Source organism: Petrotoga olearia DSM 13574 (assembly GCF_002895525.1).
Classification (GTDB): domain Bacteria; phylum Thermotogota; class Thermotogae; order Petrotogales; family Petrotogaceae; genus Petrotoga; species Petrotoga olearia.
Window position 1 is genome coordinate 18,154 of the sequence record NZ_AZRL01000002.1, and the last position, 25,501, is coordinate 43,654.

A 25,501-nucleotide genomic window follows, 5' to 3' on the forward strand; every position below is an offset into this window, starting at 1 on the left:
CACCCATTTATTCTCTTTGTAGAAATATAGAATATTCCCCGATGTTTGGTCTTTCTATTTTAGTATCAATGATGTTTATGAATGAGAATGTCTCAATGTTCATTAATTTTATAGTAGAAGTTTCCATTATTGTTCTGCTGTTTATTGAAGAGTTGAACAGATCTATTGTTGAGTTTTTAAACAATGATTCTGCCACGTTATTCAGAGATATTTCTTTTAAGTAAGTATTATCGATATAAACACCTGATGAGTTCGTTATTTTAACGTAGTTAAATAAGGATGAATCGTAAAGGCAAATTCTTTCTGTGTTTTTTGTATCAATTGAGCTGTATTTATCAAGGGTTGAGTTTTTAATGAATATTAATTTTCCTTTACCCGTAAATTTAATGTTTTCAAAGTCTGTGTCATAAGCGATTACGGTTCCACCGTTAAGTACAATTTCCCCTTCTCCAAAGATACGGGTTTTATCAATTCCAGGCATTAGAAACATTACACCTTCAACAAGCACAGCCGCTCCATTATATAACCTGATCTCGTTTCCAGATTCAACCAAAAGTGTTTTTTCTTTTGGTATTAGTATATCAGAAGATATAACAAAGGGTGTGTTAATTTGTGGCAAGAAAAGGTTTTTATCTATTTTGCTTATCGTACCAGAAGCATATGGGACAAAAGCCTCTGAGAGAGTAATTATTGGATCAGAAGGAAGCCCGTATGTTCCATTTTTGGTAACTTTTCTTACAAAAATAATATCATAATTTGGGTTTTTAAGGAACGTATTTTTTTCTTCAAAAACTTTTTTCCATCCAAATATTTCATCATATCTTTCGATAATGTAATTTCGATAGTTGGGATCATACCGCCAAGATATATAGTCCAAATCTTCGGAAATTAGTCTTGTTGTAATTTCAGGTGAGGTAGGGATTTGTTTGTCAACGTTAAAAGTTACAAATTTTTCGGTTTTATTTTTGTAGGAGTCAAAAACAATCATAGTTGCATCTGTTGTTTGACTTAGTAATAAATCTGAAGGGTATTTAACCCCATTTCCATCGTCTATGAGCACAAAAAAATTATCATCCCAGTCGTCAGAAATGTTTGTATCGATTTCTGAAAAAAGGTTAACTTTTACAATATCCGAATTTATAACTGGTGGTTTATCTACATCCGTATTTATTTCAATCGTATGATTGTATGTGTTTTCGACATCATCTTTGAATTGTAGAATGTAACTTTTAATACCAGAATCTTTTTCCAATTTTATTGAGAAACTGTCTTGAAACGAATTCGAAGAGGCTAATTTAGTGTCGTTGTAGTACAGGCATACCATAGAAAAATCCTCTTCATCTACTTTGTATTCTAAATTTAAATCGCCTGCTGAGAGTTCTTGGTGGAAATATGATGGTTTTGGTGGAGTAAGATCAAAAGTTATGTTTGTTGCGAACTCAGTGATGATTCTATCTTTTCTATCTAAAAATCTAATATTGATTTTATAGACACCGTCGTGAAGGTTCTTCAAATAGATGCCATTAGAGTTTATTGCCCCTTCGCCCTGCTCCTCAGTCTCTTCAACATTCATAAAGGAGGATGGAGAAATCTCATCTCCATCCAACATTATTTCTACATTTTCATATTGAAAATTTGTTTTTATCACTAGGGGAATATTTGGCGAAATTTTGCTTGGAATTTCGATTTGAAAATTAACATCAGAATCTACATCATATTGACATCCAAAGAGTAATATTATTAACGTGGAAAATAATACAATCTTAGAAACTATTTTGAACAATTATTCCACCTCATAGAAAAGTTTAAGCAAAGGTGAATCGTTTGGAAGTACTAAGACGCTGTTGTTGAAAGAATCTTTGTAAATATCTGTTATCTTTTGGAGTTCGTAGAAATCTTGATCTAAGGAATAAGCCTCTGAATAAATGTTTAGGGCGCTTGCTTCAGCTGTTCCTCTTATGATTTCGGCTTCTTTTTGTGCATCTGATCTAATCATACTTGCTTCTCTGTCAGCTTCGGCTTTCATCCTTTGGGCTTCTCTTTCCCCTTCGGCTCTTAATTGAGCAGCCATGGCGTACCTTTCACTTTTCATTCTTTCGTATACCGCCTCAGTGTTTTCTTGAGGTAAATCGGTTCTTTTTAGTCTTACATCAACCACATTTATTCCAAAATCTTGGAGTGATGCTTCACTGCGATTTTTTATATCTTCCAAAATAGCCACCCTTTGGAATGAAAGAACTTCAGGAAATGTGTAATTTCCTATAACATCTCTTGCATGTGAGTAAACAATGTCGTCGATTCTTGTCATGGCGACTTCTACAGTCCTGAGTGTTTCAATGAACTTTTGAGGGTCTTCTATCCTCCAAAGTGCATAAGTATCAGCTAAAATAGTTCTTCTGTCAGAAGTTATTACTCTTTCTACGGGTATATCATAGATCATGATTCTTTTCTCGAGTTTTACTACGTTGTCTATAAAAGGTGTTTTTACGTAAATTCCTGGTTCCGTTTTTATACTTATAATATTTCCAAATCTGAGTACTATTGCTTGTTGAGTTTGATCAACGATGTAGAAAGCCGTTGTTCCAAAGAGAATTCCAAAGAAAACTATGATTATTACTACTGCCCATAGTGTTGTATTCTTCATTGTGCCTCACCACCGATAATTTCACTTAAGTCCAAAAAGTTTAATGTGTCTCCTTTTTCTGATACTACTTGCAGCTTTGCATTTTTAATCATTTGTTGTACAGAGTCTAATATTAATCTTTTTCTTGTGATATCCGCAGAGTTTTGGTATTCTTCCAATAACGCTTTGAACCTTTCGGTTTCTCCTGTTGCCTGTGCAACTTGTTCGTAGGCGTAAGCCTGAGCATCGTTTAAGATTCTTTGAGCTTCTCCTTCGGCTCTGGGAATAATGTCGTTGCCGTACCTTAGTGCTTCGTTGATAGATGTTTGTTGGTCTTGACGTGCGTTGTTAACATCATCGAAAGCAGGAACGACTGGGTCTGGTGGGGTTACCGCTTGCATATAAACATTTTGTATTAGAATACCAGAGTTATAACTATCTAGTATAGACTGAACTCTTTCAGCGGTTTCCTGGGCTATTCTATCTCTTTCTGTAGTTAAGACGTTTTCTAAATTAGATAATGCAACACGTTCTCTAAGTACACTTTCAGAGGTCGATTTAACTAGGTCGTACCCCTGAATCACATTGAAAGCATAAGCCTCAGGGTCGTTTACCCTATACTGAACTACCGCTTCAATACTAATTATGTTCTGATCACCAGTGATCATCTCAGCTTCGTCAGTCAAATACCTGTATGTAGGGGCTCTTCCAGTACTGGTAGTTCTAAAACCTATTTCAACCTTATTTATTGTTCTTACATCGACTATAACATGTGATTGAAAAGGGTACGGAAGATGATAGTGTAGGCCCGGTCCTGCGGTAGATTTGTATTCACCAAAAGTCTTAACTAATGCCACTTCAGAAGGCCCTACCTGATAAATGCCAGTTAATAGGTAGGCAGCAATCGCTATGATAACGCCAATAATGATTATATTTCGCCATCTACGACCTTCATGATTGTTACCTTCTTCGTTAAATTCTTCATTTGGATTGAAGATTTCATATTCAGCCAAAATTACTCACCTCTCTTAAAAGTTTTAAAAAACTCAAAAGGACATAAAATTAATTATAACATAAAAGTCTAATATGTGAGCAGATTTTTTAATATTAACTATTTTTATTTCAAAAATACATTAAAAGTTATATCGTGTTATAATAAGTATTGCAGGAGTTGGAGCACAGGGCAAAACATTTTTCTTTTCCTTACGGGTGGGGAGCGGGGGAGGGGCGCTAATTAAGGTTTTGACTTAAGAGAGCCACGGGACGGAGCCCTGTTTGCATTACTGTGCAAACCATGTTTTTTTGCAGCCTTGTGCAAAAAAAATTTATCAAAACAAAATTAGGTTTTGGGGATCTTAAGGGGTTTACCCCTTTTGCAGCTTTGTGCAAAAAGCTTTTTGCTGATCTGTGCAAAATGGTCTTTTTCCTAATGCTTTTGAATAACTTTCCTAAACTCAATTGCTTTGCTTTTGCCGTTTTATGCAAAAAGCTTTTCTAAGTTTGCCGCATTGTGCAAACAATGTTTTCAAATGATTTTGACCTTGATTTGGGGTTTTTAAGGGGGTTCCCCTTAACGTTCGGGGATCTTAAGGGGGGAACCCTTTTGCAGCCTTGTGCAAAAAAAATTTATCAAAACAAAATTAGGTTTTGGGGATCTTAAGGGGTTTACCCCTTAACGCTTGGAGGTAAAAATATGGTTGATAAGGACAAACATCGAATCCTTGTTACCGGAGGTGCTGGTTTCATCGGTTCGAACTTAGTAGACAGATTGATAAAAGAAGGCTATTCGGTAGTGGTTATCGATAATCTTTCCACAGGGAAGGTAAAATTTTTATCCCCTTTTGCTCTTTTTTATCAGCAGGATATTAGAGATTATAATGTTTTGGATAAAATATTTGAAACGCACAAGTTCGATTATGTGTTTCATTTAGCGGCTCAGATCTCTGTCCCTGATTCTGTTAAAGATCCTAACTTAGACGCTGAAATCAACGTACTTGGTACTTTGAATTTATTGAAATTATCCGTTAAGTACGGGATCAAAAAGTTCATATTTTCTTCTACAGGCGGGGCTATTTACGGTGATAATGCTCCTATTCCCACCACAGAAGATTATTGCCCACACCCTATTAGTCCTTATGCTATTTCAAAACTTGCTTGCGAAAAATACATAGAGTTTTATTCGCTCCAGTATGATTTGAATTACACTATATTGAGATATGCGAATGTATATGGCCCAAAGCAAACTCCCAAAGGAGAAGCCGGGGTAGTAGCAATCTTTACACAAAATATGTTTGAGAAAAAAGAGATAGTTATTTACGGTGATGGTGAACAAGTGCGGGATTTTGTACATGTTTTTGATGTTGTTGAAGCCAACTTTTTATCAATAAATAAAGCGGATAAAGAGACAATAAATATCTCAACCAATAAAAAGTCTACTGTAAACGAGCTTTTTGAAGTGATGAAAAGGAAAACAGGATATGAGAATGAACCGATTTATAAACCAGAGAGAGATGGGGATGTGAAGATGAGTTTGCTTTCGAATGCGAAGGCGAAAAGTATTTTAGAATGGGAGCCTAAATACGATTTAGAAAAAGGGGTGGAAAACACTATTGAGTGGTACACAACCTCTTTATGAGATAATTAGACCAAAAAAGGTTGATGAGATACTGGGTAACGAAAAGTTGAAAGAAATTCTTAAAACCTGGATAAATAATAAAAAGGTTAGATCTTTCGTTATATATGGGGAACCTGGTAGCGGTAAGTCTACAATTGTAAGGGCTTTAATAAATGAGGTAAAAGATTATTACGATGTTTTTTCTATTTCAGGGGCAATAGAAGGAAAGAAAAAAATAAAGGATATAATAGGGCAAAAGAATAATCTTTTTTCAAAACCCAAATTATTATTTGTCGACGAAATACATCGATTAAATAAAGCTGAACAAGATACCTTACTTCTAAGTGTTGAAACTGGAGAATTAACTCTGATAGGTGCGACAACAGAAAATCCAGCTATTAGCGTTAATCCTGCATTGTTATCCAGGGTATTAGTTTTTAAAACTAAAGAACTAACTACTGAAGACTATGAAAAATTATTTCAACAAATAGAAGATTATTACAAAGATTTAAAAATTACCAAAGAAGCACGCAAAGCACTGATAGAATATGCTGGAAATGATCTTAGAAGGATAATGAATCTAATAGAAACAGCAAATGAAGCCGGGATCAATTCTATTGATTTAGAATTTCTTAAAGATTTCACAGGTTATCGACTAACTTACGATAAAAACTCAAAATATAGTTTAATTTCTGCGTATATAAAAAGTATGAGGGGAAGCGATGTGGACGCGGCACTGTTGTATCTTGCTTATATGCTTGAAAGCGGTGAAGACCCTATGTATATAGCAAGAAGAATGGTCATTTTATCTGCCGAGGATGTTGGTTTAGCAGATCCTAACGCCTTAAATATAGCCGTATCAGCCATGATAGCTACTGAACATGTTGGTTACCCCGAATGTTATCTTCCATTATCTGAAGCTACAATTTATCTGTGTTCATCACTAAAATCCAATTCAGCATACCTAGCGTACGCTAAAGCCAAAGAGTTTATAAGCCAAAATAATTTCGAGATTCCACCTAAATTGATAAATCCCTTGAACAAAAGAATGAAAAAACAAGGTTTTGGAGAGGGATACAAGTATCCTCACGATTATGGAGGTTTCGTTAGGGAAAGTTACATGCCAGAAGGTTTTGAAAAAATCCAATTTTTCATCCCTAAAGAAGTTGGTATAGAAAAACGCATAAAAGAGCGGTTAAAAGATCTCTGGAAAGACAAAAAGAATTATTGAATAAAAAATTTGAAATTTTTTTCATAAAAATTTGAAAAAGTTAGCATTAATGAAATTTCTTTCATTATTTGGGAATAATTAGCAATAAATACTGTAGACTATTGTTAATTAGTTTTTTTCTACTTGACAATCAAGGTTAATATTTATTATAATATCAAATAGAATTAAAGAGATATTATATTATGAGGTGGATATGTTGGATAATATCATCTTAGACGTTAGAAATATGAGTACTCATTTTCCCGTAGCTGAAGGAACGATTAAGGCTGTTAATAAACTTTCCTTTACCTTGAGTAAAAACGAAACCTTGGGGATCGTTGGAGAAACCGGATCGGGTAAAAGCGTATCTATGAAAACTGTAATGGGGATGATAAAGAGTCCCGGATATATTACAAAAGAAAGTCAGATTTTATTTAAAACCAACGAATTCAGTAAAGATGGGAAGGAAGAGTTCGTTGATCTGGCAAAATTAAAACAGAAGGATTTTACAAGGATAAGAGGGAAACATATAGGTATGGTTTTTCAGGATCCGATGTCTTCTTTGAACCCAATGTTTACGATAGCGGATCAGATGATTGAAACTATTGTTTTTCACCAAAATGTATCTATACAAGAAGCAAGGGAAAGGGCTATAAAACTTTTAGATGATGTAGGGATTGCCAATCCAGCCGAAAGAATCGATGACTATCCTTTCCAACTTTCAGGCGGTCAAAGGCAAAGGGTAGTAATAGCCATCGGACTTTCTTGTAATCCAGAAATATTAATCGCCGACGAACCTACTACCGCTTTGGATGTTACTATTCAAGCACAAATTTTAGAGTTGATGAAAGATTTACAACAAGAGTATGATATGGGAATGATATACATAACTCATGACCTCTCTGTAATAGCTGAGGTAGCCGATAAAGTTATTGTAATGTATGGTGGGGCACAGATGGAAATGACCGATATTTATACACTTTTTGAAAAACCTATGCACCCATATACCTTTGCTTTGCTTTCCTGTATACCAAGACACGATATAAAGATAGATCTATTGAACCCAATAAAAGGGCAGCCTCCGGTTATGCTAGATCCTCCACCATTGTGTCCTTTTTTGCCGAGATGTCCCTATGCCACTGAAAAGTGTAGGAAAGAATGGCCAGAGTTAAGAGAAATTGAAGAAAATCATTACATAAGATGTTTTAACCCTCTATCTGAAACTACTCCTATTCATTACGATGAAGTAACAGACAAGAAGGAGGCTATTTGATGCTTTTAAAAGTTCGTAATCTAAAAAAATATTTCCCAATTAAACAGGGATTTTTAATAGAAAGAACGGTTGGATATATTAAAGCGGTGGATGGGGTCAATATAGACTTAGATGTGAATGAAACTTATGGTTTGGTTGGAGAGTCGGGGTGTGGAAAGACAACCATTGGTAAAACGATTTTAAGGTTGGAAGATCCTACTTTAGGGAAGATTTTTTTAAATGGAGAAGAAACTTCTCATTATTTTATGAGTAAAAGAACAGGAGTAAAGTATTTGGAAAGAGAGTATATTGATTACGCTCTCGAATTAGAAAAAGAGTTAGGAAGTAAAGAGAAGGTTCTCGAAAACCTTGAAGATGAAGAGAGAAAGTATGTCCAATATTATTACGATAATGGAAAAGAAAAATTTTTTGATTATATGTTTAAAGATATAGAGAAAAAAAGGGCAGAGTTTAGAAGAAATGTTCAAATAGTGTTTCAGGATCCCACGTCTTCCTTGAATCCAAGAATGACGGTAGGACAAGCTTTGATTGAACCGCTTTTGTTCCACAAGATGGCAAAAAATAATATAGAAGCGAAAAATATTGCACTTGATATGTTGAAAAAAGTAGGTTTGAAACCTTACCATTCCGACAGATATCCTCATCAATTTTCTGGGGGGCAAAGACAAAGGGTTGCTGTCGCACGTGCGATTATTTTAGATCCAAAGTTGATTATCCTTGATGAACCTACTTCTGCGTTAGATGTTTCAGTACAGGCACAGATAATTAATCTTTTAAAAACTTTACAGAGTGAGTTCAATGTTGGATACTTGTTTATTTCTCATGATTTAGGGGTTGTTAGGTTCATTTCAAACCATGTTGGTGTAATGTACCTTGGAAGAGTGGTGGAGTTCGGAGAAGGTTCGGAAATATTTGATAGAACGCTACATCCGTACTCGCAAGCTTTACTAAATGCCGCACCCCTCCCAGATCCAAGAAAACGAAGAGATAGAAAAAAGTTTTTGGTTAAAGGTCAAGTACCAAGTCCGGTTAACAGGCCTAAGGGGTGTTTTTTTAGCCCAAGGTGCCCTTACGCTATGGATATATGTAGAAAAGATTACCCTGGATACTATGAAATAAACAAAGACCATTATGTTGCTTGTTTTTTATACAAAGAGGATAAAGATAGAGGTTTATCACAAGAAAAAGAAGGTAAGTTGGTAAAATAACTTAAAGGAGGGATTCACATGAGAAAGTTGTTGGTACTTTTAGTAGTTGCTTTATGCACTTTGACGATTTTCGCTCAACAGGCTTACAACCCCGAGTGGCTTATTGCAGATGTCGAAGGTGGTCAAAGAGGTGGGACCTTGTACCTTGCAACAACTTCCGGTCCAAAAACTTTAAATACTTACTGGGCCCAAGAGACATCATCTTCTATTATCATCAATCAGGGTGACGTGTCGTTACTTGGTAGCGATTTTTATGGGCAGCCAACACAACCGTCACTTGCCAAAGATTGGGGAGTAGAACGTACAGAAGATGGCGGTACACTCTACTGGTTTGAGATGAGAGAAGGGGTTAGATGGTCCGATGGGCACCCACTAACCGTTGATGATGTAATATTTACATGGGAGAAGATAATAGTCCCAGATTTAACCGCAGATGGTAACGATGTTTATATGGATTCAGAAGGCAATCTTCCAGAATTGACTGTCGAAGGTAATAGAATCATGTTCAAATATCCTACAGTATTCAGATTTGGGCTTGAAACAGTCGGTGGATTCGCTATAATGCCAAAACATGTTTTAGAGGATAAGGTAACCGATGCAGAAACTTTCCAATCCACTTGGACGGTTGAACAAATTGATCAACTCGTAGTTGGAGGGCCTTTTAAAGTTACAGAGTATATCGAAGGAGTTAGAGTAGTTCTGGAAAGAAACCCCTATTACTTTGAAAGGTCAAAAGATGGTGTCCAACTTCCATACTTAGATAGAATTGTCTTCGAAATAGTAACAGACACCAATGTTGCAAGGTTGAGATTTGAGGCAGGAGAAATAGATATGCATGGCCCTCAAGCTAAAGATTTTCCAGCTTTGAGAGCTCAAGCTGATGAAAAGGGATGGAATGTAATAGTAGGACCAGCTACTGCTGGGTCAAACTTTGTGGCGTTCAATTTCAACGCAGCGGATCCTGTTCATAGAGAATGGTTCAGAAACGATAATTTCAGAAAAGCCGTAGCGTATGCTTTTGATAAACAAACTATCATAGAAACACTGTACAACGGTTTAGGCGTACCTGTCTATGGTCCAAGAACTAATTCTTCGGCTTTCTACAATCCTGAAATTGAGAATTTGGGATACAGATATTCTCTTGTTACCGCACAGAGGTTACTAAGAGAAGGAGGTTTCACTTGGAATAATAGGGGCCAGTTAGTCGATTGGAATGGAAACGTCGTAGAATTTGAATTGAACACCAATGGTGAAAACGTCATGAGAAACGAAATCGCTGTAATTTTAGTTGATTCCTTAGCTAAATTAGGAATAAAAGTTAATTATAGGCCGGTCCAATTCAACGCTATGGTTCAAAGAATGTACTCAGAGAACTGGGATGCAATTATCATAGGATTAGTTGGAGGAGACGATCCTGGATGGAGTACAAACGTTTGGTTGTTAGATGGGGGATTACACTTCTGGAATTGGTCTCCCGAAGTTATGGATTGGGTTGATCCAAATGAATATTTCGTACACCCTGCTGAGAAAAGAATTGACGAGATTATGAGAGTTCAACGTTCAATATTAGATAAAGATGAGCTTCAAAAACTTTGGGATGAATGGCAAATGTTGATTTCAGAGAATCAGATCCTAGTTTACACAATTTCTCAGAATTATTTGAACATGCACAAAAATACTTTACATTTATATCCTGTAGAAAAATATGGAACGATTAATCCTTACGGTTATTCCTATTCTCCAGGTTTGTGGAAAATTGAGTACGCTTGGAAAGAATAGTAATTTTAGGTCAGTAGAAAAAGGCGGAGGGGAGACCTTCTGCCTTTTTAAAATCATAGTGAGGAGGCTTCGATTTTGCTTAAGTATATAGTTAGAAGACTTATTCTTGCTATACCTGTGTTGTTAGGAGTATCAGTTATCTCATTTTTTGTTATGCAATTGGCACCCGGTGATTTTTTAGATACGTATAGAATAAACCCCAATATTAGCCGCGAGAAGATTCAAGAATTAGAGACTTTGTATGGGTTAGATAAAAATCCTGTGACTCAGTATTTTTTATGGCTAGGGAATATTCTACAGGGAGATTGGGGATACTCATTTGTTTATAAAATAGATGTTTGGCAAGTGTTGCTCAGAAGATTAGAAGCCACACTTTTATTGGGGGTGACAACTTTTATCTTTACCTGGGGAATCGGTATACCTTTAGGAATAACTGCCGCCCTTCACCAATACAAATTTACTGACCAAGCCCTTTCTACTATTGGCCTCATAGGCATTTCAATCCCGAACTTCTTTTTTGCCCTTTTATGGTTAATGTGGGCTGCAAATACAGGGATATTTCCTATTGGGGGGATGCTATCACGGGAATTTGCTAATTTTCCGTGGTACAAACAGATAGGTGATTTTTTCTGGCATGTAGCTGGCCCAGTAATTACTTTGGGAACTGCGTCTCTTGCGGGAACTATGCGTATTATGAGAGGGCAGATGTTAGATGAGATGAACCAAGATTATGCTGAATTTGCCAGAGCTAAAGGGATGCCTTCAGATGTTGTCATTTACAAGCATACTTTGCGAAACGCTATCAATCCTGTAATTACCTCCTTAGGATTCAGTTTATCTGCGATATTAGGTGGTGCTTTGATAACGGAATATGTGTTTTCTTGGCCAGGTTTAGGATCGTTGATGAGAGACGCGATTTTCCAACAAGATATTTATTTGGTAATGGCCAATTTGTTATTGCAAGGTATTCTTTTAATTGTGGGTAATTTGATCGCTGATATCTTACTAGCGGCATCTGATCCTCGTGTCAGATTAAGAATGAGTGCTTAAATTGGAGGGATTTTTAAGTGAGAAAAAAGCAAAAAAATAATTTGAAAGACATACCTCAAAACACACAAAACGATGAAGAACTTTTTGAGCGAGAATTTATGTCAACCCCTGCACTTATTTGGAGAGCTTTAAGAAGGCATAAACTGGGAATGATATCACTTGTTGTTTTGATTATTTTGTATTTACTGGCTATATTTGCAGATTTTGTCTCTCCAATGAATCCATTTAATAATCATATTCAGTATAGGTTTGCTCCTCCTTCTACAATTTATAGAAAAGATTTATTCACAGGAGAAAGAGTTGGTCCCCACACTTACCTCTATATGAGTGAAAGAGATCCAATAACGTACCAAAGTGATTATGTAGAAGCAACCCATTTGGATATTATAAAGGCAAGAGATCCCGAAACGGGCGATTTAATTACTTTTGAATTGGGGGAATACAATCCAACATACAATGCAACAGTTTCAGATATTACATATACATTTAAAAATACTATTATGGCGAAAACTGCAGATGGGGAGTACGTTGAATTAGCAACCAGTCGTAAATACGATCAGAATTTGATTCCTTTATCTTATTTCACCAAAGAAGAAAACTTAAATGGGCCGGTTTCGTTTGAAGATGGTCTTTATGACGTTAATTTTTCAAAACTTTTGAGTGGAGATACGATTGTTGTTAAGGAAGATAACAGAAGTATGGCAATTAATACTTACAAAAGTGATTATAGATACGCTCCTAAAATAAGAAATCAAGAAATTATCAGTGTAGATACTTTTGCAACTTTGGAAGAAATAAATGTTTATTTTGATTTTATGCCTGTTGTATTGACCCCTTCAGATTTGCGCGCAGTTAATTTGAAAAATTACCCTATTGAATTTTTTATTCGTTCGTGGGATTATAAGCTTTTTGGGATTATCCCTACGAATTTACATTTATTTGGAGTTGAAAAAACAAAATTGCCTTCGCTATCCGATTATTTTTCCAACGATGGGATACTTTATGTATGGGGATCGGACCAATATGGAAGGGATATTTTCAGTAGGATATTCTTTGCTTCCCGAATTTCTCTTTCTATAGGGTTGATTGGAATATTATTAACTTTTACAATAGGTATTTTTTTAGGTGGTTTAGCAGGATATTTTGGAGGATGGGTAGACGAAGTGACTATGAGGTTCACGGAAATATTGATGTCAATTCCTAGTCTTTATTTGATATTAACTTTAAGTGCTGTTTTGCCCACAGGTATCTCACCGGAGATTAGGTATCTTTTGATAGTTGTAATTTTATCTTTCATTGGATGGCCCGGAATGACAAGGGTTATAAGAGGAATGACTATGGGTTTGAAACAAACGGAGTTTGTTCAAGCGGCTATTGCATTAGGATATCCTCCAAGAAAAGTGATTTGGAACCATTTGTTACCAAACACCTATACTTACGTAATTGTTTCAGCTACTTTATCTATTCCAGGATATATTTTAGGTGAAGCAAGTCTTAGTTTCTTGGGTGTTGGAGTAACAGAACCTGGAGCCTCTTGGGGTTTGATGCTTTCTCAGGCTCAAGATATCCAAGTTTTAACTAGTTACCCGTGGGTACTTTTACCTGGATTATTTATCATTATAACGGTTCTTGCCTTTAATTTATTCGGCGATGCCATAAGGGATGCACTGGATCCACGAGCTTTAGGTCTATAATTTTAGTTCAATAATTAATATAAGCCCCACGTACTTTGTGGGGTCTTTTATTATGCCCACCAGCATGAGTCCACAATTTTTTCAAGCCTATCGAACATCAATCCATTCTTTCCTAAATTAGCTACAATTACTATTTAAACTTAAAAAAGTGGGGATTTTTCTTTAGTTAAGAAAACGACTTCAAGATTTAAGTTCCTATCTTTATAAATACCAAGAAATTAATTGAAAATTTGAAAAAATTAGCATTATTGAAATTTCTTTCATTATTTAAGAATAATTGGCAATAAATACCTTAGATTACTGTTAATTAGTTTTTTCTAACTTGACAAACTATGTAAACTTCATTATAATTAAGTATGTAAGAGAAAATATTGTTAAGTAGCAATTAATTTTAATCTATTGTTTTGTTGTGAGTAAGTTTGCTTCAATTAGGGTTTTACAAATGTTAAAGGAGGGATATTATGAGGAAAGTAACGACTTTTTTGCTGGTTACGTTTGTTTTGGTTTCTGCTTTTGCCTTAGCAGAAAAGGGACCTATGCCGGATAAGGTTTATTTCGGTGTGAGAATGCAACAAGATGTCGCAATTCAAGATGTCGCAGCTGGCAACGTAGATGTGTTTTTTACGGGTGTTGGGGCTCCAACGATTAATTCTTTGCCCCAATCGGTACTTCAAAACTTAGATATTTACAACATTCCATCGGGTTCTTGGTCTTTATTATTTAACCCAATACCAAACGAACCTCCGTATACGGTAAATGTTGACGGTGTTGAGTATTTTAACCCGTTGGCGATTCAAGAAGTAAGGTATGCTATGAATTACCTAATTAACAGACAGTATTTAGTCGACGAGATTCTTCAAGGTGCAGGTGGAGTAATGTATACGATGGCAACCCCTGGACAACCTGGGACCCAACCTTACATTGATATTACTGCAAATATGGGTTTTACTCCAGAAGGTAACCAAGATCTAGCTTTTGAAATGATAGAAAACGCTATGAATGAGGCTGCCAATCTGCCTGAAAATAGAGGAAGATTGGTAAAACAAGGTCAATGGTGGACATTCGATGGACAACCAGTAACGTTGAAGTTCATAATTCGCGTAGATGACCCTAACGGAAGGTTACCAGCAGGTAGATACATAGCAGATCAAATTGAAAAAACTGGTATAAGGGTTGAACGAATAGAAATAGACAGATATGCAGCAGTTGATCTTGCTTATTACTCAAACCCTGCCGATCTACAATGGCATATATACACTGAAGGTTGGGGTGCAGGTGCTACGAGAAAGTACTGGCACCACATTGTCTCCCAAATGTATGCACCTTGGTATGCTAATATGCCAGGAGGTCAAGAGCCAACATTTTGGAACTATGAACAAGATGAGATTGATGAGTTAACTCAAAAGGTTTATGCCGGTAATTTTGCAACAGAAGAAGAGTATTGGGATATGATCCTCAGAGCAACTGAATTGGGTATTAGAGATTCCGTTAGGATATATCTAACCTATCAAGAAGACTTCTTTGTTGCTAACAAAGATCGATTCAACAGACGAATGGTATATGGGCTAGGAGATGGATTAAATCAATGGTCCATTATCACTGGAGATACGGTTGATCGAACCTTGAACGTTGTTCAATTCTCTGCTCAAGGATCTTTGTTCATGGGTGCTTGGGATCCTGTAGGAACAGATGGATTCAACGATAGCTATTCCATAAACGTTGCATCGAATATGTACGATTACGGTATGTTTGAAAGCCCGGCTTCAGCTGATATTACACCTGCAAAAGTTGTTCCAAGGATGGAAACGTTGGATACCAAATTTGTAGTTGACGAAAAAGGTGAAATGGTTGGTTTAATAGAGGTCCCCGCAGATGCTATTAGAGTTGATCCTGATAGTAAAAAATGGGTTCCTGTAGGACCAGGCGTTACATCTGTTAGCGTTTGTACTTACGATATAATATACGGTGTTTGGAATCATGGGATTTCTGAAAGCTTAGTAGATTATATGTATGCCACTCCATATGTATGGGACCTTTCAGTTGATTCCGGACAAGGTGATTCAAGGTATGATGCAACTTACTCTGCTTCAGCAATGCCCGGACTGGAAGTTGAGGTTGCAAGAAAAGTAAATGCAGACGGTTCGATAACCGTATGGTTCGATTACAACTTCCCGGTTGATGATATGTACTTAGCTTCTTGGGGAGCACCTGGCTGGTCAGTTTCTCAATCAGGGCAACCAATAGGTGTTTCTTGGGAAATAGTTGAAGCTTTAACGAGGTTGGTTGAACATGGAGGAGTGTCAGGAAGAGAGTACACATTCTCAGCAACAGCCGCAGGCGGAAACGTCTATGAAGTTGATGTACTTGAGCCTGTAACGGTTAGCGATATTAAAGCGGAACTTCAAAAGATGATCGATGAGAGGTACGTGCCTATTTACATTGAAGACATGGTTACACCTGCCGAGGCTGTCGAAAGGTACCGAGCGGCGCTTGCTTTCGTTAATGAATACAACCATGCTTATATAGGGAATGGTCCTTTCATGATGACCAGATATGATCCAAGTGCACGTTTTGTCGAATTAACGGCTGTTAGGGATGATAGGTACCCATTCGAACGTGGATACTGGAACGAGTACTTTGAAACGGTTAGGTTGAACGTCGATAGTATAGAACTTGCTTTTGCTGCTATAAGAGGGTTAGACTTACCTGTTACGATTAATGTATCAGAGGTTCTTTACCCATACGATATATATTCCCCAGCTCCTGAAGGGGATGTAGAGGTTTCTTTGATCACACCAGAAGGGCCAGTGAGTTTCAAGGCGCAAGTAGAAACAGCTGGAACATTTGTTGCAACTATACCTGGAGACGTGCTTAATACATTAGACCCCGGTACTTATGCAGTTGTAGTTACTGCAAGATCGGAAGGAGCAATTCCATCTACTTATTCAACAACTATCGTTGTGTATTAATGTTCTAAAAAGCCTTTTTAGGGTTTAAAGGCTCCCTCACGGGAGCCTATTTTTCAGAAAGTTGAATTATATACAGAGGTGATTAACCGTATGTATTGGAGATATGCAGTAAGAAGAATATTGATGGGTGTTGTAATCTACGTTGTCATCATTTTTATATATTCTGCTTTATTTAACACCGTAATGGATCAGACGTTAAATAGTCAAATAGTCGAACAAGTAAACGGTGAAATGATGAAGATGTCACAGGTAGGAACAGATCCTCAATATTTGTTAGAATACAGGCAGAGAAGGATCAGCGAACTTCGTCAGTTATACCACTTAGATGATCCGGTGCTTTCCAGAATTTTTTGGAGGGCTATCGATACGTTGACTTTCAATTATGGGAATTCAACTGTAATGAGGTCTTTTGAAGGTGAAACAGACGTACTAAAAATAGTTTTAGAAAGAATTCCCAATACCTTGATGTTGTTTACCACTGCGATAATTATCGATATTTTGATTGGTGTATGGTTGGGTATAAAAAAAGCTCAGAAAGCTGGAAGAACAATGGATAAGACTACTTCTATAATAACTATGGGGGTATACGGTCTGCCATCTTGGTGGTTTGGGATGGTTATGATAATGTTGTTTGCATTTGCAATACCTATTTTCCCATCTGGAGGTATGAACAGTGTCCCACCACCAACAACCTTTTTTGGAAGGCTGTTTGATACTTTGTATCATATGGCTTTGCCTATAATTACTTTGGTGTTCATAGGTTTTTGGGGAAGGGCTTATTTAACTAGAAATATAGTTTTAGGAAATTTGCAAGAGGATTTCATAATGTCCGCAAGGGCAAGGGGCATTCCGGAAAGAACAGTTTTATACGGTCATGCCTTAAGAACCTCTGCACCCCCTATTTTAACCATGTCCCTTTTATCCTTGTTAGCTTCTTTTTCTGGAGCACTGGTGTTTGAAGGTATATTTAGTTGGCCTGGAATGGGGAACCTTTATTGGTCAGCGGTTCAGATGAATGATATCCCAGTTCTTTTAGGTAACCTTTCCATAACAACGCTCATATACATTTCTGGTATCGTCGTTTTGGATTTGATATACGGTTTCTTAGACCCTAGAATAAAAGTTGGTGGGAAAGCGTGAATAAAACAAATCGTGTTGCTAAGCAGTTAAAAGATTTTTGGGATGAGTTCAAGCAAGTTAAATTTGGTATAGCTGGAATAATTCTTTTACTTCTTTTTATATTTTTAGTCATTTTTGAACCGTTTTTAACCCCTTTCCCCGAAGCTTCTACAAGGTGGAGAGATATAACATATTGGGAAGATAATCCCAGAAGTGTTCCCCCTGTTTGGATAAATTGGTTTTCTCAAAAGGATTATACTCCAACTGAATATATTGAGGATTTAGAATATACAGAACAAAATATTTCTGGTCCAATTACTATGTTAAATACAGTTATAGAGTATCAGTACGATTATGATATCCCGCCTGTTGATCTAATCTATAGAGGGACTTTTAAAGGTAACTTTAGTTTGAATATTGTGCTGGAACGCCCAGATGGTAATAAAATCAATTTAGTGAATAAAAGTTTTACTTCGAACACGGAAAAAGATTTTAGGATATCACTTGTTAATGAATCAGGTAACAACGTTAGAAGTTTTGCAAGGAGGTATGTGAAAAACCTCCCCCCGAGAGTTGACGTAAATACTGTGCTTTTTTCACAAGCAGATGGTGAGCTTTTTTCAAATCCAACTCCATTAAATGGAACTTACAAGCTAAATATAAATCTAATGAAAATGACAGAGGAAACGGTTATTGAAGACACAAGGTTAGTTGTTTCAGGGAGCGTTTCTGGTTTGCTTGGAACAGATAACTCTAAAAGAGATGTTTGGAGTGGCTTGTTGGCAGGCATTAAATGGGCATTGTTCATAGGGCTTATGACTTCTGCTATTTCAGTGTCAGTAGGAGTTATTTACGGAGTTGTTTCTGCGTATTATGGTGGTATAGTTGATTCAATAATGCAGAGAATTTGGGAAATTTTCATCAACATACCTCTTCTTCCTGTTTTGATTGTTTTATCAGCAATATTTAAACCTTCTATTTGGAGCCTTATTCTTATGATGAGTTTGTTTTTTTGGGTAGGTCCTGTTAAAACAGTGAGAAGCATGGCCCTACAAATAAAAGAAGAAACATATGTTGAAGCGGCAAAAGCTTTAGGTGCTTCACACAGAAGAATAATTTTTAGACATATGATTCCAATCTTGATTCCATACTCTTTTGCAAGTATGGCCTTGAATGTTCCGAGCGCCATTCTTTACGAGGCAACCGTTAGTTTGCTTGGTTTAGGAGATGCGACCATAGTAACATGGGGACAGATTCTTCATGATGCCATGAACGGCGGAGCTGTAACAAACGGTCTTTGGTGGTGGGTTGTACCTCCTGGAATTGCTATCGCTTTAGTAGGTATGACTTTTGCCTTTTTAGGTTTTGCAATGGACACCATCTTAAATCCAAAATTGAGAACGAGGTAGATATGAATGAATGATATTTTAAATGTTAAAAATTTAAAAGTGTACTATTATACAAGAAAAGGTGTTGTAAAAGGATTAGACGATGTTAGCTTTTCTCTGAGAGAAGGTGAAACATTAGGTCTTGTTGGAGAGTCTGGATGTGGTAAAACGACTTTGGGCATGGGTCTTTTGAGAATGCCTAACCCTCCAGGCAAGATTGTAAGTGGTGAGATTAATATAGATGGAGAAAATATAGTTCCTTTAAAAGAATCAGTTTTACGTAAAAGAGTTAGGTGGGAGAAGATTTCCATGGTTTTTCAAGGGGCCATGAATAGTTTGACTCCAGTTTACACCATTAAAAAACAGATGATGGAAACCCTTCAAACCCATAGGGAAATGGAAGAAGAAAAGGCTTTTGCTATAATTAAAAAATATTTAAATCAGGTGGGTTTGTCGGAGGATGTTTTAAAGAGATATCCTCACGAATTATCAGGTGGTATGAAGCAACGTGTTGTAATTGCCACAGCGTTATTTTTAGAGCCGAAAGTAGTTATAGCCGATGAACCTACTACAGCGTTAGATGTTGTCGTTCAAGCACAAATAATAAACCTTTTGAAAAACCTAAAAAAAGATCTCAATTTGTCTTTTATCTTTATAACCCATGATTTAGCTACCGTAGCGGAAGTTGCCGACAGGATAATGGTGATGTATGCAGGTAAGATTGCTGAAATTGGAGAAAATTATCATATTTATGGACCACAGGGTCCAGCACATCCATATACTAAAGGTTTACTGGGAGCTACACCTCGTTTACATAAAAAAGTTGAAGAGCTTGCTTTTATACCCGGTGTCCCACCTGATTTGCTCAATCCACCTAATGGATGTAGATTCCATGAGCGTTGCCCGGTTGCTTTCGATAGATGTAAAGTAGAAGAACCACCATTAAAGGAAATTGAACCCGGGCATTTTGCGGCTTGCTGGAGGTGTTTTGATGAGTGATGAAGTCATATTGAGTATTAAGAATTTGAAAAAATGGTTTCCTTTACGAAGAACCATGTCAGAGGTTTTTCAAGGACAACGAAGATGGGTAAGAGCGGTTGATAATGTAAGTTTTGATATAAGAAAAGGAGAGATATTTGGTTTAATTGGAGAATCTGGCTGTGGAAAGTCAACGACGGGTAGATTATTGATGAAATTAGAAGAACCAACAGAGGGCCAAATAATATTTAAAGGTAATGATGTTACTTCTTTATCTTCTACGGATGAAATTAAGAAGTATAAAGAAGATGTACAAATGATTTTTCAAGATCCTTACTCTTCGATGAATCCAAGGTTTAGAGTTAGAGATGTTCTAGCTGAACCGTTGATCATTCATGAAAAAACGAAGGATCCTAATGAGATTGAAAAAATAGCAAAAAATGTTCTAAATGAAGTAAAATTAACACCACCTGAAGAGTTTATGGATAGATACCCTCACATGCTCAGTGGAGGGCAAAGGCAAAGAGTTGCCACTGCAAGAACCTTAGTTCTTTCCCCAGATTTTATAATAGCTGATGAACCAGTTTCTATGATTGATTTATCAACTAGGGCAGAAATTCTCCACATGATGAAAGACGTTCAGCAAGATTTAGGGCTTACGTATTTATACATAACTCATGACTTATCAACCGCCAGATATTTTTGCGATAGGATGGCAGTTATGTATCTGGGAAGGATAGTAGAGTTAGGCAACGCAGACGAAATAATCGAAAAACCTCTACATCCATATACCAAAGCTTTAATAGAAGCCGTACCAGAACCTTTACCTGGAAAAGAAAACGTAATAAAAGAATTACCAATAAAGGGAGAGATCCCTTCTGCAGGAAACCTTCCGAAGGGATGTAGGTTTCATCCTAGGTGTATTTATGCACAACCTAAATGTTTTGAGAATGTGGATGATCCAGAGTTGGTAGAAGATTCAAGCGGTCATTACGTTGCCTGTTATAGGTACAAAGAGATAGATCAACAAGTAGAAAAGATTTAAAAAATCCCCACAGATGTGGGGTTTTTTAATTTTGATGAAAAGATATAAAGGTGGTTATTGGATGTATTGGAAATATGCTTTTAAAAGGATGTTAATGGGTGTTATGATTTATTCTGTTATTATCTTTGTGTATTCTGTACTTTTCAACGTCATGTTTAAACTTCGCTATAGCTACCTTTTGGAAGGGCCAATATTACCCGAGATTTTTTCTGATTGGATTGATACCCTCACTTTTAATTATGGGCAATCAATGTCTATAAGATCTTTTAAAGGGGAAACTGATGTTATTAAAATTGTTTTAGAAAGAGTACCTAACACTATGCTTCTTTTTACTATGGCTATTATCATAGATATTTTCTTGGGGGTATATTTGGGCATAAAAAAGGCTCAAAAAGCAGGGGGAATTATGGACAAAACTACTTCAATACTTACAATGGTTTTTTACGGTCTTCCCACGTGGTGGGTTGGGTTAGTAATGATTATGTTTTTTTCTTTCAGATTGCCTTTATTTCCTTCAGGGGGTATATTTAGCATGCCACCTCCTGAGGGTTTAATAAAAAGATTTGTAGATATTGTGTATCATTTAATTCTACCTTTATCTACGCTTGTTTTTTTCCGTTTTTGGGGAAGAGCATATTTATCAAGAAATATAGTGTTACAAAATTTGCAGAATGATTTCATAACTTCTGCCAGAGCAAGGGGTATTCCTGAAAGAAAAGTTTTGTTTGGGCACGCTTTAAGAGCTTCGGCTCCACCCATCTTAACAATGTCGGTTTTATCTGTACTTGATTCTTTTTCAGGAGCATTGATCATCGAAGGTATATTTAATTGGCCTGGAATGGGCAACCTTTTTTGGGCTGCTATTCAGCAGGATGATATTCCTGTTCTTTTGGGGAATTTGTCTTTTACAACTCTTTTATACATCTGCGGTATTGTAATTTTAGATTTAATATACGGATTTCTTGACCCTAGAATAAAAGTTGGCGGGAAAGAGTGAATAAAATCCCGCCAAGAGTTTAGTTTTGTCTTCCCCTATCCCCATTAGTATATGAAATGAATATCTTTTCGAAATTCACCATTTGTTTTTCTATGCTCACTATTTCTGCATCATGTGATTTGAAAAAATCGATAACCTCATATAATTCTGAAGATGTTTTGAAATCTACCGTTAGATCGTAAATGTTACTCTCCTTTGTTATTTGTGTAATACCAATTTTATCAAGTTCTCTCTCTAAAGTATCTTCTGACCTTACTTTTATCTTGTAGCCTGTTGCACTGAAAACATCCATTAGCTTTTTCTTATCTTCACACACAACTATTTTCCCATTGTTTATTATCGCAACTCTATCCGCTATTTCTTCAACTAATGCCATATCATGAGTAGAAAGAAGGATGCTCTTTCCTTTTTCTTTCACGTTTGTTAACAATCTTCTAAATTCTACATTAGAAATTACGTCGAGCCCAAGAGTAGGTTCATCCAATAGGAGAACATCAGTATCCGCTGCTAAACAGACAGCAAGGGCTGTTTTTTGCTGCATTCCCCTTGAAAGCGTATAAACCACTTCGTTGGCTTTTTCTTTAATTCTCAAAAAATCTAAAATATCTAAGGCTTCATTTTTCGATATCTTTTTCCCCCTGATTCCAACAAAATACTGTATATTTTCAATTGGGGTTAACCTGTGATAAAGGTTCCTACTCCCTTCCAAAACTACACTTATCTGTTTAAGAGCTTTAGACCTTTTTGCTTTCAAATCATAATCTTTTATTTTTATCTTTCCTTCATCGAAAACAAGAAGGCCACATATACTTTTGATGGTAGTTGTTTTTCCTGCACCATTTGGGCCAAGGAGTGCGAAGATCTCTCCTTCTTTCACATGAAATGAAATCTTATCCACTGCTGTAAGCATTTCTTTTGAAGTTCTTTGTGGGTATCTTTTTAGTAAATCATTAACTTCAATAACGTTCATCTATTTCACCACCCTTTAATATTGTCCCAGGGTTCCTTTAACCATGGCACGTTTTTCAAAACCCCTGAATATAATTATTCCTAGCAAAAGAAATAAAGCTGCACTTATCCACAAAATAACATGGTCTTGAACAGGAAACTGATAAAACTTTGTTCCTGTAACCGCCATACTTCTCATCATCCCCGTTGCTTTTACCATTGGCAAAAGTTCAAACCAAAGCGCATCAACTTCAAACATCAAAATTGCCAGGAAAGCAAAAGTACATATTTGAATGAGTGAAGAAATCTTTTTAAATATCAAAGCGATTCCCCCCAGAATTAAACCAACACCAACCGCACTAATAGAACCAAGAATAATTAAATAGAGGAGAGTAAAAAGGTCGAAATTCAAAGTTCTTCCTGTTGTAAAAGCTGCTAAATACATCAAAGGTACTATCATTAGAACGTTTATACAAAAATCACTTATCACATGAAAAATCATTTGAAACTCAAATCTTACAGGAGACATAAACAGTTGTTCCAAAGTTCCTCTTTCTGCCTCTTGACTTATCCAGTCTGAGACACCTTGGAACGAAGCTAAAAACATTATCCACATGAAATAACTCACAATGATTCCATCAATTGTATCTCCGAAATTAGGTCCACTTGCTACCATATACCCAAAAAATATAAGATAGAAGATGATGAAAAGTATTATGAATGAAGAAACTGTGTCAAAAAAATACCTCCTCATTTCAATAAAATTTTTCTTGAAATTTGCAACAAAAGCATTTACCATCTTTCATCCCTCCATTTAGAAATAAAAATAGTTCTCTTACGAAAATAGAAAATAAAGGCTAATTAGTCTTTCATACAACCAACTGACTTTCTATTATTTCTTTGTAAAGGGGAGAATTTTTTAGTAACTCTTCATGTACTCCTTCTTCCATTATCTCTCCATCTTTTAATAGTATCACTTTGTCTGCTTTTCTTATCGTCGATAGTCTGTGGGATATTATAATCAAAGTCATCTCGTACTCTTTCAATTCATCGAATATTTCTTCTTCTGTCTGTGAATCTACCCCTGACGTTGCTTCATCCAGTATCAATACCTTTGGTTCCCTTATCAATGCTCTTGCTATTGCTACTCTCTGCCTTTGCCCATCTGAGAGTTTACCTCCCCTTTCTCCTACTACAGTATCGTATCCTTCATCTAAAAGCCCTATGAATTTATCTACCTTCGCTTTTTTTACCGCCTTCATGAATTCTTCTTCAGTGAATTCATCATCAAGCATTATGTTTTCTTTGGCCGTCATGTTGAATAAGGGTTCGTTACCTCTGACTAACTTTATCTTTTCTCTGATTTCTTGTAATTTGTAATCTATTATGTTTTTATTCCCTAATAGTATTTTACCGTTTGTGGGATCATATAATCTCACAAGAAGACTCACCATCGTACTTTTGCCAGATCCACTTGTTCCTACCAACGCTATCTTTTCGTTCTTGCCAAAGAAGAGATTTATGTTTTTCAAAACTATCTCGTCTCTGTATTTGAATGAGATGTTTTTGTATTCGATATCGTAATCCTCGGGGAAAAGATATATACCATCACTTTCCTCTTCAGGCATATCGAGGATTTCAAAGAATCTTTCTGCCAATGAGTCTCCTCTTTGTAATTGGGCTAGTTGCTCATTGATCATCCTCAAAGGGTTATACAACCAGCTTGAAAAGGAATAGAAAGCCATTAAACTACCAATTGTAATGGTATCAGACATCACCATATAACCACCTAAACCTATTACTAATGGAGTCGTTATCGTTATTATAAAAATCATCCCTTGTTCTAAACCGGTAACATTCCAGACGTACTTTCTCTTTTCCTTTCTCCAATCCTCGGTATCCTTTTCTAATTTTTTATGAAAAAGCGGTTCTTTCGCGAATAATTTTATAATATTTATACCCTCAATCTTTTCTCTCAGACTTTCCATGACCTTGCTGTATTCTTTTCTTTCCTTCTTCGAAGTGTCTAATAATCTTTTATTGAAATGGTTTAATATCCAGTAATATAACGGTATCGTTGCAATAACTAACAAAGTAAGCTGCCAACTAAAAGTTGATAAAACAATTAAAATAATGAAAACATCGATGATGTTTAATATTATCACAGGTTTTGTTAGTACGAGAAAGTTGGCTATTTCAGCTATATCGGATGTGATCCTAGCGAGGAAATCTCCAATTTGGTTGTCTGAAGAGTAAGCAGAAGAAATCTTTTGAACTTTTTCATATAAAGTCAGTTGTTCATTCTTTATCACATCTGCTTCACTTGCACCTGCATAATAATTTTCAAAAAAGGCCAGAACAACTTGACCTACTACCACAGTTATATACGCCAACATGGAAGGTAAGAGAAGAGAAAACTTGTTTTGAAATATAACTTCATCGATCATGTATCTCAAAATATAGGGATTGGCTATGAAAAAAAGCGTAATTGGAATTGATAAAAGATAAAGGTTTAGGTGAATCTTTTTGTACTTTTTTGAGTATTCGAAAAATCTTTTAACGTTAGAAGAAATTATTTTTAACCTCATTGGATAAATCTCCTCCTT

19 protein-coding genes are annotated in these 25,501 nt (G+C 36.2%); 13 read left to right on the forward strand and 6 right to left on the reverse strand.

Annotation, left to right across the window (positions count from 1 at the left end):
• Nucleotides 1-7 precede the first annotated feature (7 nt).
• The 3 genes from X929_RS00320 to hflK are packed head-to-tail and all read right to left on the reverse strand — an operon-like array spanning nt 8 to nt 3,636.
• Nucleotides 8-1,783, reverse strand: coding sequence for a hypothetical protein (locus X929_RS00320; protein ID WP_103066084.1), 1,776 nt, complete (start codon nt 1,781-1,783; stop codon nt 8-10).
• A complete protein-coding gene (gene hflC, locus X929_RS00325) occupies nt 1,784-2,644 on the reverse strand; it encodes a protease modulator HflC (RefSeq protein ID WP_103066085.1) in 861 nt (286 codons plus the stop codon).
• The gene (gene hflK, locus X929_RS00330) at nt 2,641-3,636 is read right to left on the reverse strand and encodes an FtsH protease activity modulator HflK (protein ID WP_103066086.1); all 996 of its coding nucleotides are present in this window, start codon (nt 3,634-3,636) and stop codon (nt 2,641-2,643) included. The genes hflC and hflK overlap by 4 nt, the downstream gene beginning before the upstream one ends.
• 680 nt (nt 3,637-4,316) lie before the next feature.
• On the opposite strand from hflK, the gene X929_RS00335 reads away from it, so the two are divergent.
• The 13 genes from X929_RS00335 to X929_RS00395 all read left to right on the forward strand — a co-directional run bounded on the left by X929_RS00335 (nt 4,317) and on the right by X929_RS00395 (nt 21,947).
• Nucleotides 4,317-5,258: an NAD-dependent epimerase/dehydratase family protein gene (locus tag X929_RS00335; RefSeq protein WP_103066087.1), complete on the forward strand. Its 942-nt coding sequence runs from the start codon at nt 4,317-4,319 to the stop codon at nt 5,256-5,258.
• Nucleotides 5,233-6,468 carry a replication-associated recombination protein A gene (locus tag X929_RS00340; RefSeq protein ID WP_103066088.1) on the forward strand — a complete coding sequence of 412 codons (1,236 nt, stop codon included), beginning with the start codon at nt 5,233-5,235 and terminating at the stop codon, nt 6,466-6,468. Before X929_RS00335 ends, X929_RS00340 begins: the two co-directional genes overlap by 26 nt.
• A gap of 193 nt (nt 6,469-6,661) precedes the next feature.
• Entirely contained in the window at nt 6,662-7,720 is a 1,059-nt protein-coding gene (locus X929_RS00345; RefSeq protein ID WP_169924895.1) for an ABC transporter ATP-binding protein, read from the forward strand.
• Entirely contained in the window at nt 7,720-8,928 is a 1,209-nt protein-coding gene (locus tag X929_RS00350) for an ABC transporter ATP-binding protein (protein WP_103066090.1), read from the forward strand. Before X929_RS00345 ends, X929_RS00350 begins: the two co-directional genes overlap by 1 nt.
• A gap of 18 nt (nt 8,929-8,946) precedes the next feature.
• Nucleotides 8,947-10,707, forward strand: a complete 1,761-nt coding sequence (locus X929_RS00355; protein ID WP_103066091.1) for an ABC transporter substrate-binding protein — start codon at nt 8,947-8,949, stop codon at nt 10,705-10,707.
• A 75-nt stretch (nt 10,708-10,782) separates the two neighbouring features.
• Nucleotides 10,783-11,757: an ABC transporter permease gene (locus tag X929_RS00360; protein WP_103066092.1), complete on the forward strand. Its 975-nt coding sequence runs from the start codon at nt 10,783-10,785 to the stop codon at nt 11,755-11,757.
• A 17-nt stretch (nt 11,758-11,774) separates the two neighbouring features.
• Nucleotides 11,775-13,451, forward strand: coding sequence for an ABC transporter permease (locus X929_RS00365; RefSeq protein WP_103066093.1), 1,677 nt, complete (start codon nt 11,775-11,777; stop codon nt 13,449-13,451).
• A 461-nt stretch (nt 13,452-13,912) separates the two neighbouring features.
• Nucleotides 13,913-16,420, forward strand: a complete 2,508-nt coding sequence (locus X929_RS00370; RefSeq protein ID WP_103066094.1) for an ABC transporter substrate-binding protein — start codon at nt 13,913-13,915, stop codon at nt 16,418-16,420.
• A gap of 90 nt (nt 16,421-16,510) precedes the next feature.
• Complete coding sequence (locus X929_RS00375) at nt 16,511-17,560, forward strand: ABC transporter permease (protein ID WP_103066095.1); 1,050 nt, start codon at nt 16,511-16,513, stop codon at nt 17,558-17,560.
• Nucleotides 17,557-18,948, forward strand: coding sequence for an ABC transporter permease (locus X929_RS00380; protein ID WP_103066096.1), 1,392 nt, complete (start codon nt 17,557-17,559; stop codon nt 18,946-18,948). Before X929_RS00375 ends, X929_RS00380 begins: the two co-directional genes overlap by 4 nt.
• 6 nt (nt 18,949-18,954) lie before the next feature.
• Nucleotides 18,955-19,926 carry an ABC transporter ATP-binding protein gene (locus X929_RS00385; RefSeq protein WP_103066097.1) on the forward strand — a complete coding sequence of 324 codons (972 nt, stop codon included), beginning with the start codon at nt 18,955-18,957 and terminating at the stop codon, nt 19,924-19,926.
• Complete coding sequence (locus X929_RS00390; protein WP_103066098.1) at nt 19,919-20,950, forward strand: ABC transporter ATP-binding protein; 1,032 nt, start codon at nt 19,919-19,921, stop codon at nt 20,948-20,950. The genes X929_RS00385 and X929_RS00390 overlap by 8 nt, the downstream gene beginning before the upstream one ends.
• 61 nt (nt 20,951-21,011) lie before the next feature.
• Nucleotides 21,012-21,947 (forward strand): ABC transporter permease, encoded by a 936-nt coding sequence (locus tag X929_RS00395; protein ID WP_103066099.1) that lies wholly within the window; start codon nt 21,012-21,014, stop codon nt 21,945-21,947.
• A 19-nt stretch (nt 21,948-21,966) separates the two neighbouring features.
• On the opposite strand, the gene X929_RS00400 is transcribed toward X929_RS00395, so the two are convergent.
• The 3 genes from X929_RS00400 to X929_RS00410 all read right to left on the reverse strand — a co-directional run bounded on the left by X929_RS00400 (nt 21,967) and on the right by X929_RS00410 (nt 25,483).
• The gene (locus tag X929_RS00400; protein WP_103066100.1) at nt 21,967-22,917 is read right to left on the reverse strand and encodes an ABC transporter ATP-binding protein; all 951 of its coding nucleotides are present in this window, start codon (nt 22,915-22,917) and stop codon (nt 21,967-21,969) included.
• Nucleotides 22,918-22,932: 15 nt separating this feature from the next.
• Nucleotides 22,933-23,694, reverse strand: coding sequence for an ABC transporter permease (locus tag X929_RS00405; RefSeq protein WP_103066101.1), 762 nt, complete (start codon nt 23,692-23,694; stop codon nt 22,933-22,935).
• Between the two features lie 70 nt (nt 23,695-23,764).
• On the reverse strand, nt 23,765-25,483 hold the full coding sequence (locus tag X929_RS00410) for an ABC transporter ATP-binding protein (RefSeq protein WP_103066102.1): 1,719 nt from the start codon (nt 25,481-25,483) through the stop codon (nt 23,765-23,767).
• Nucleotides 25,484-25,501: the final 18 nt, after the last annotated feature.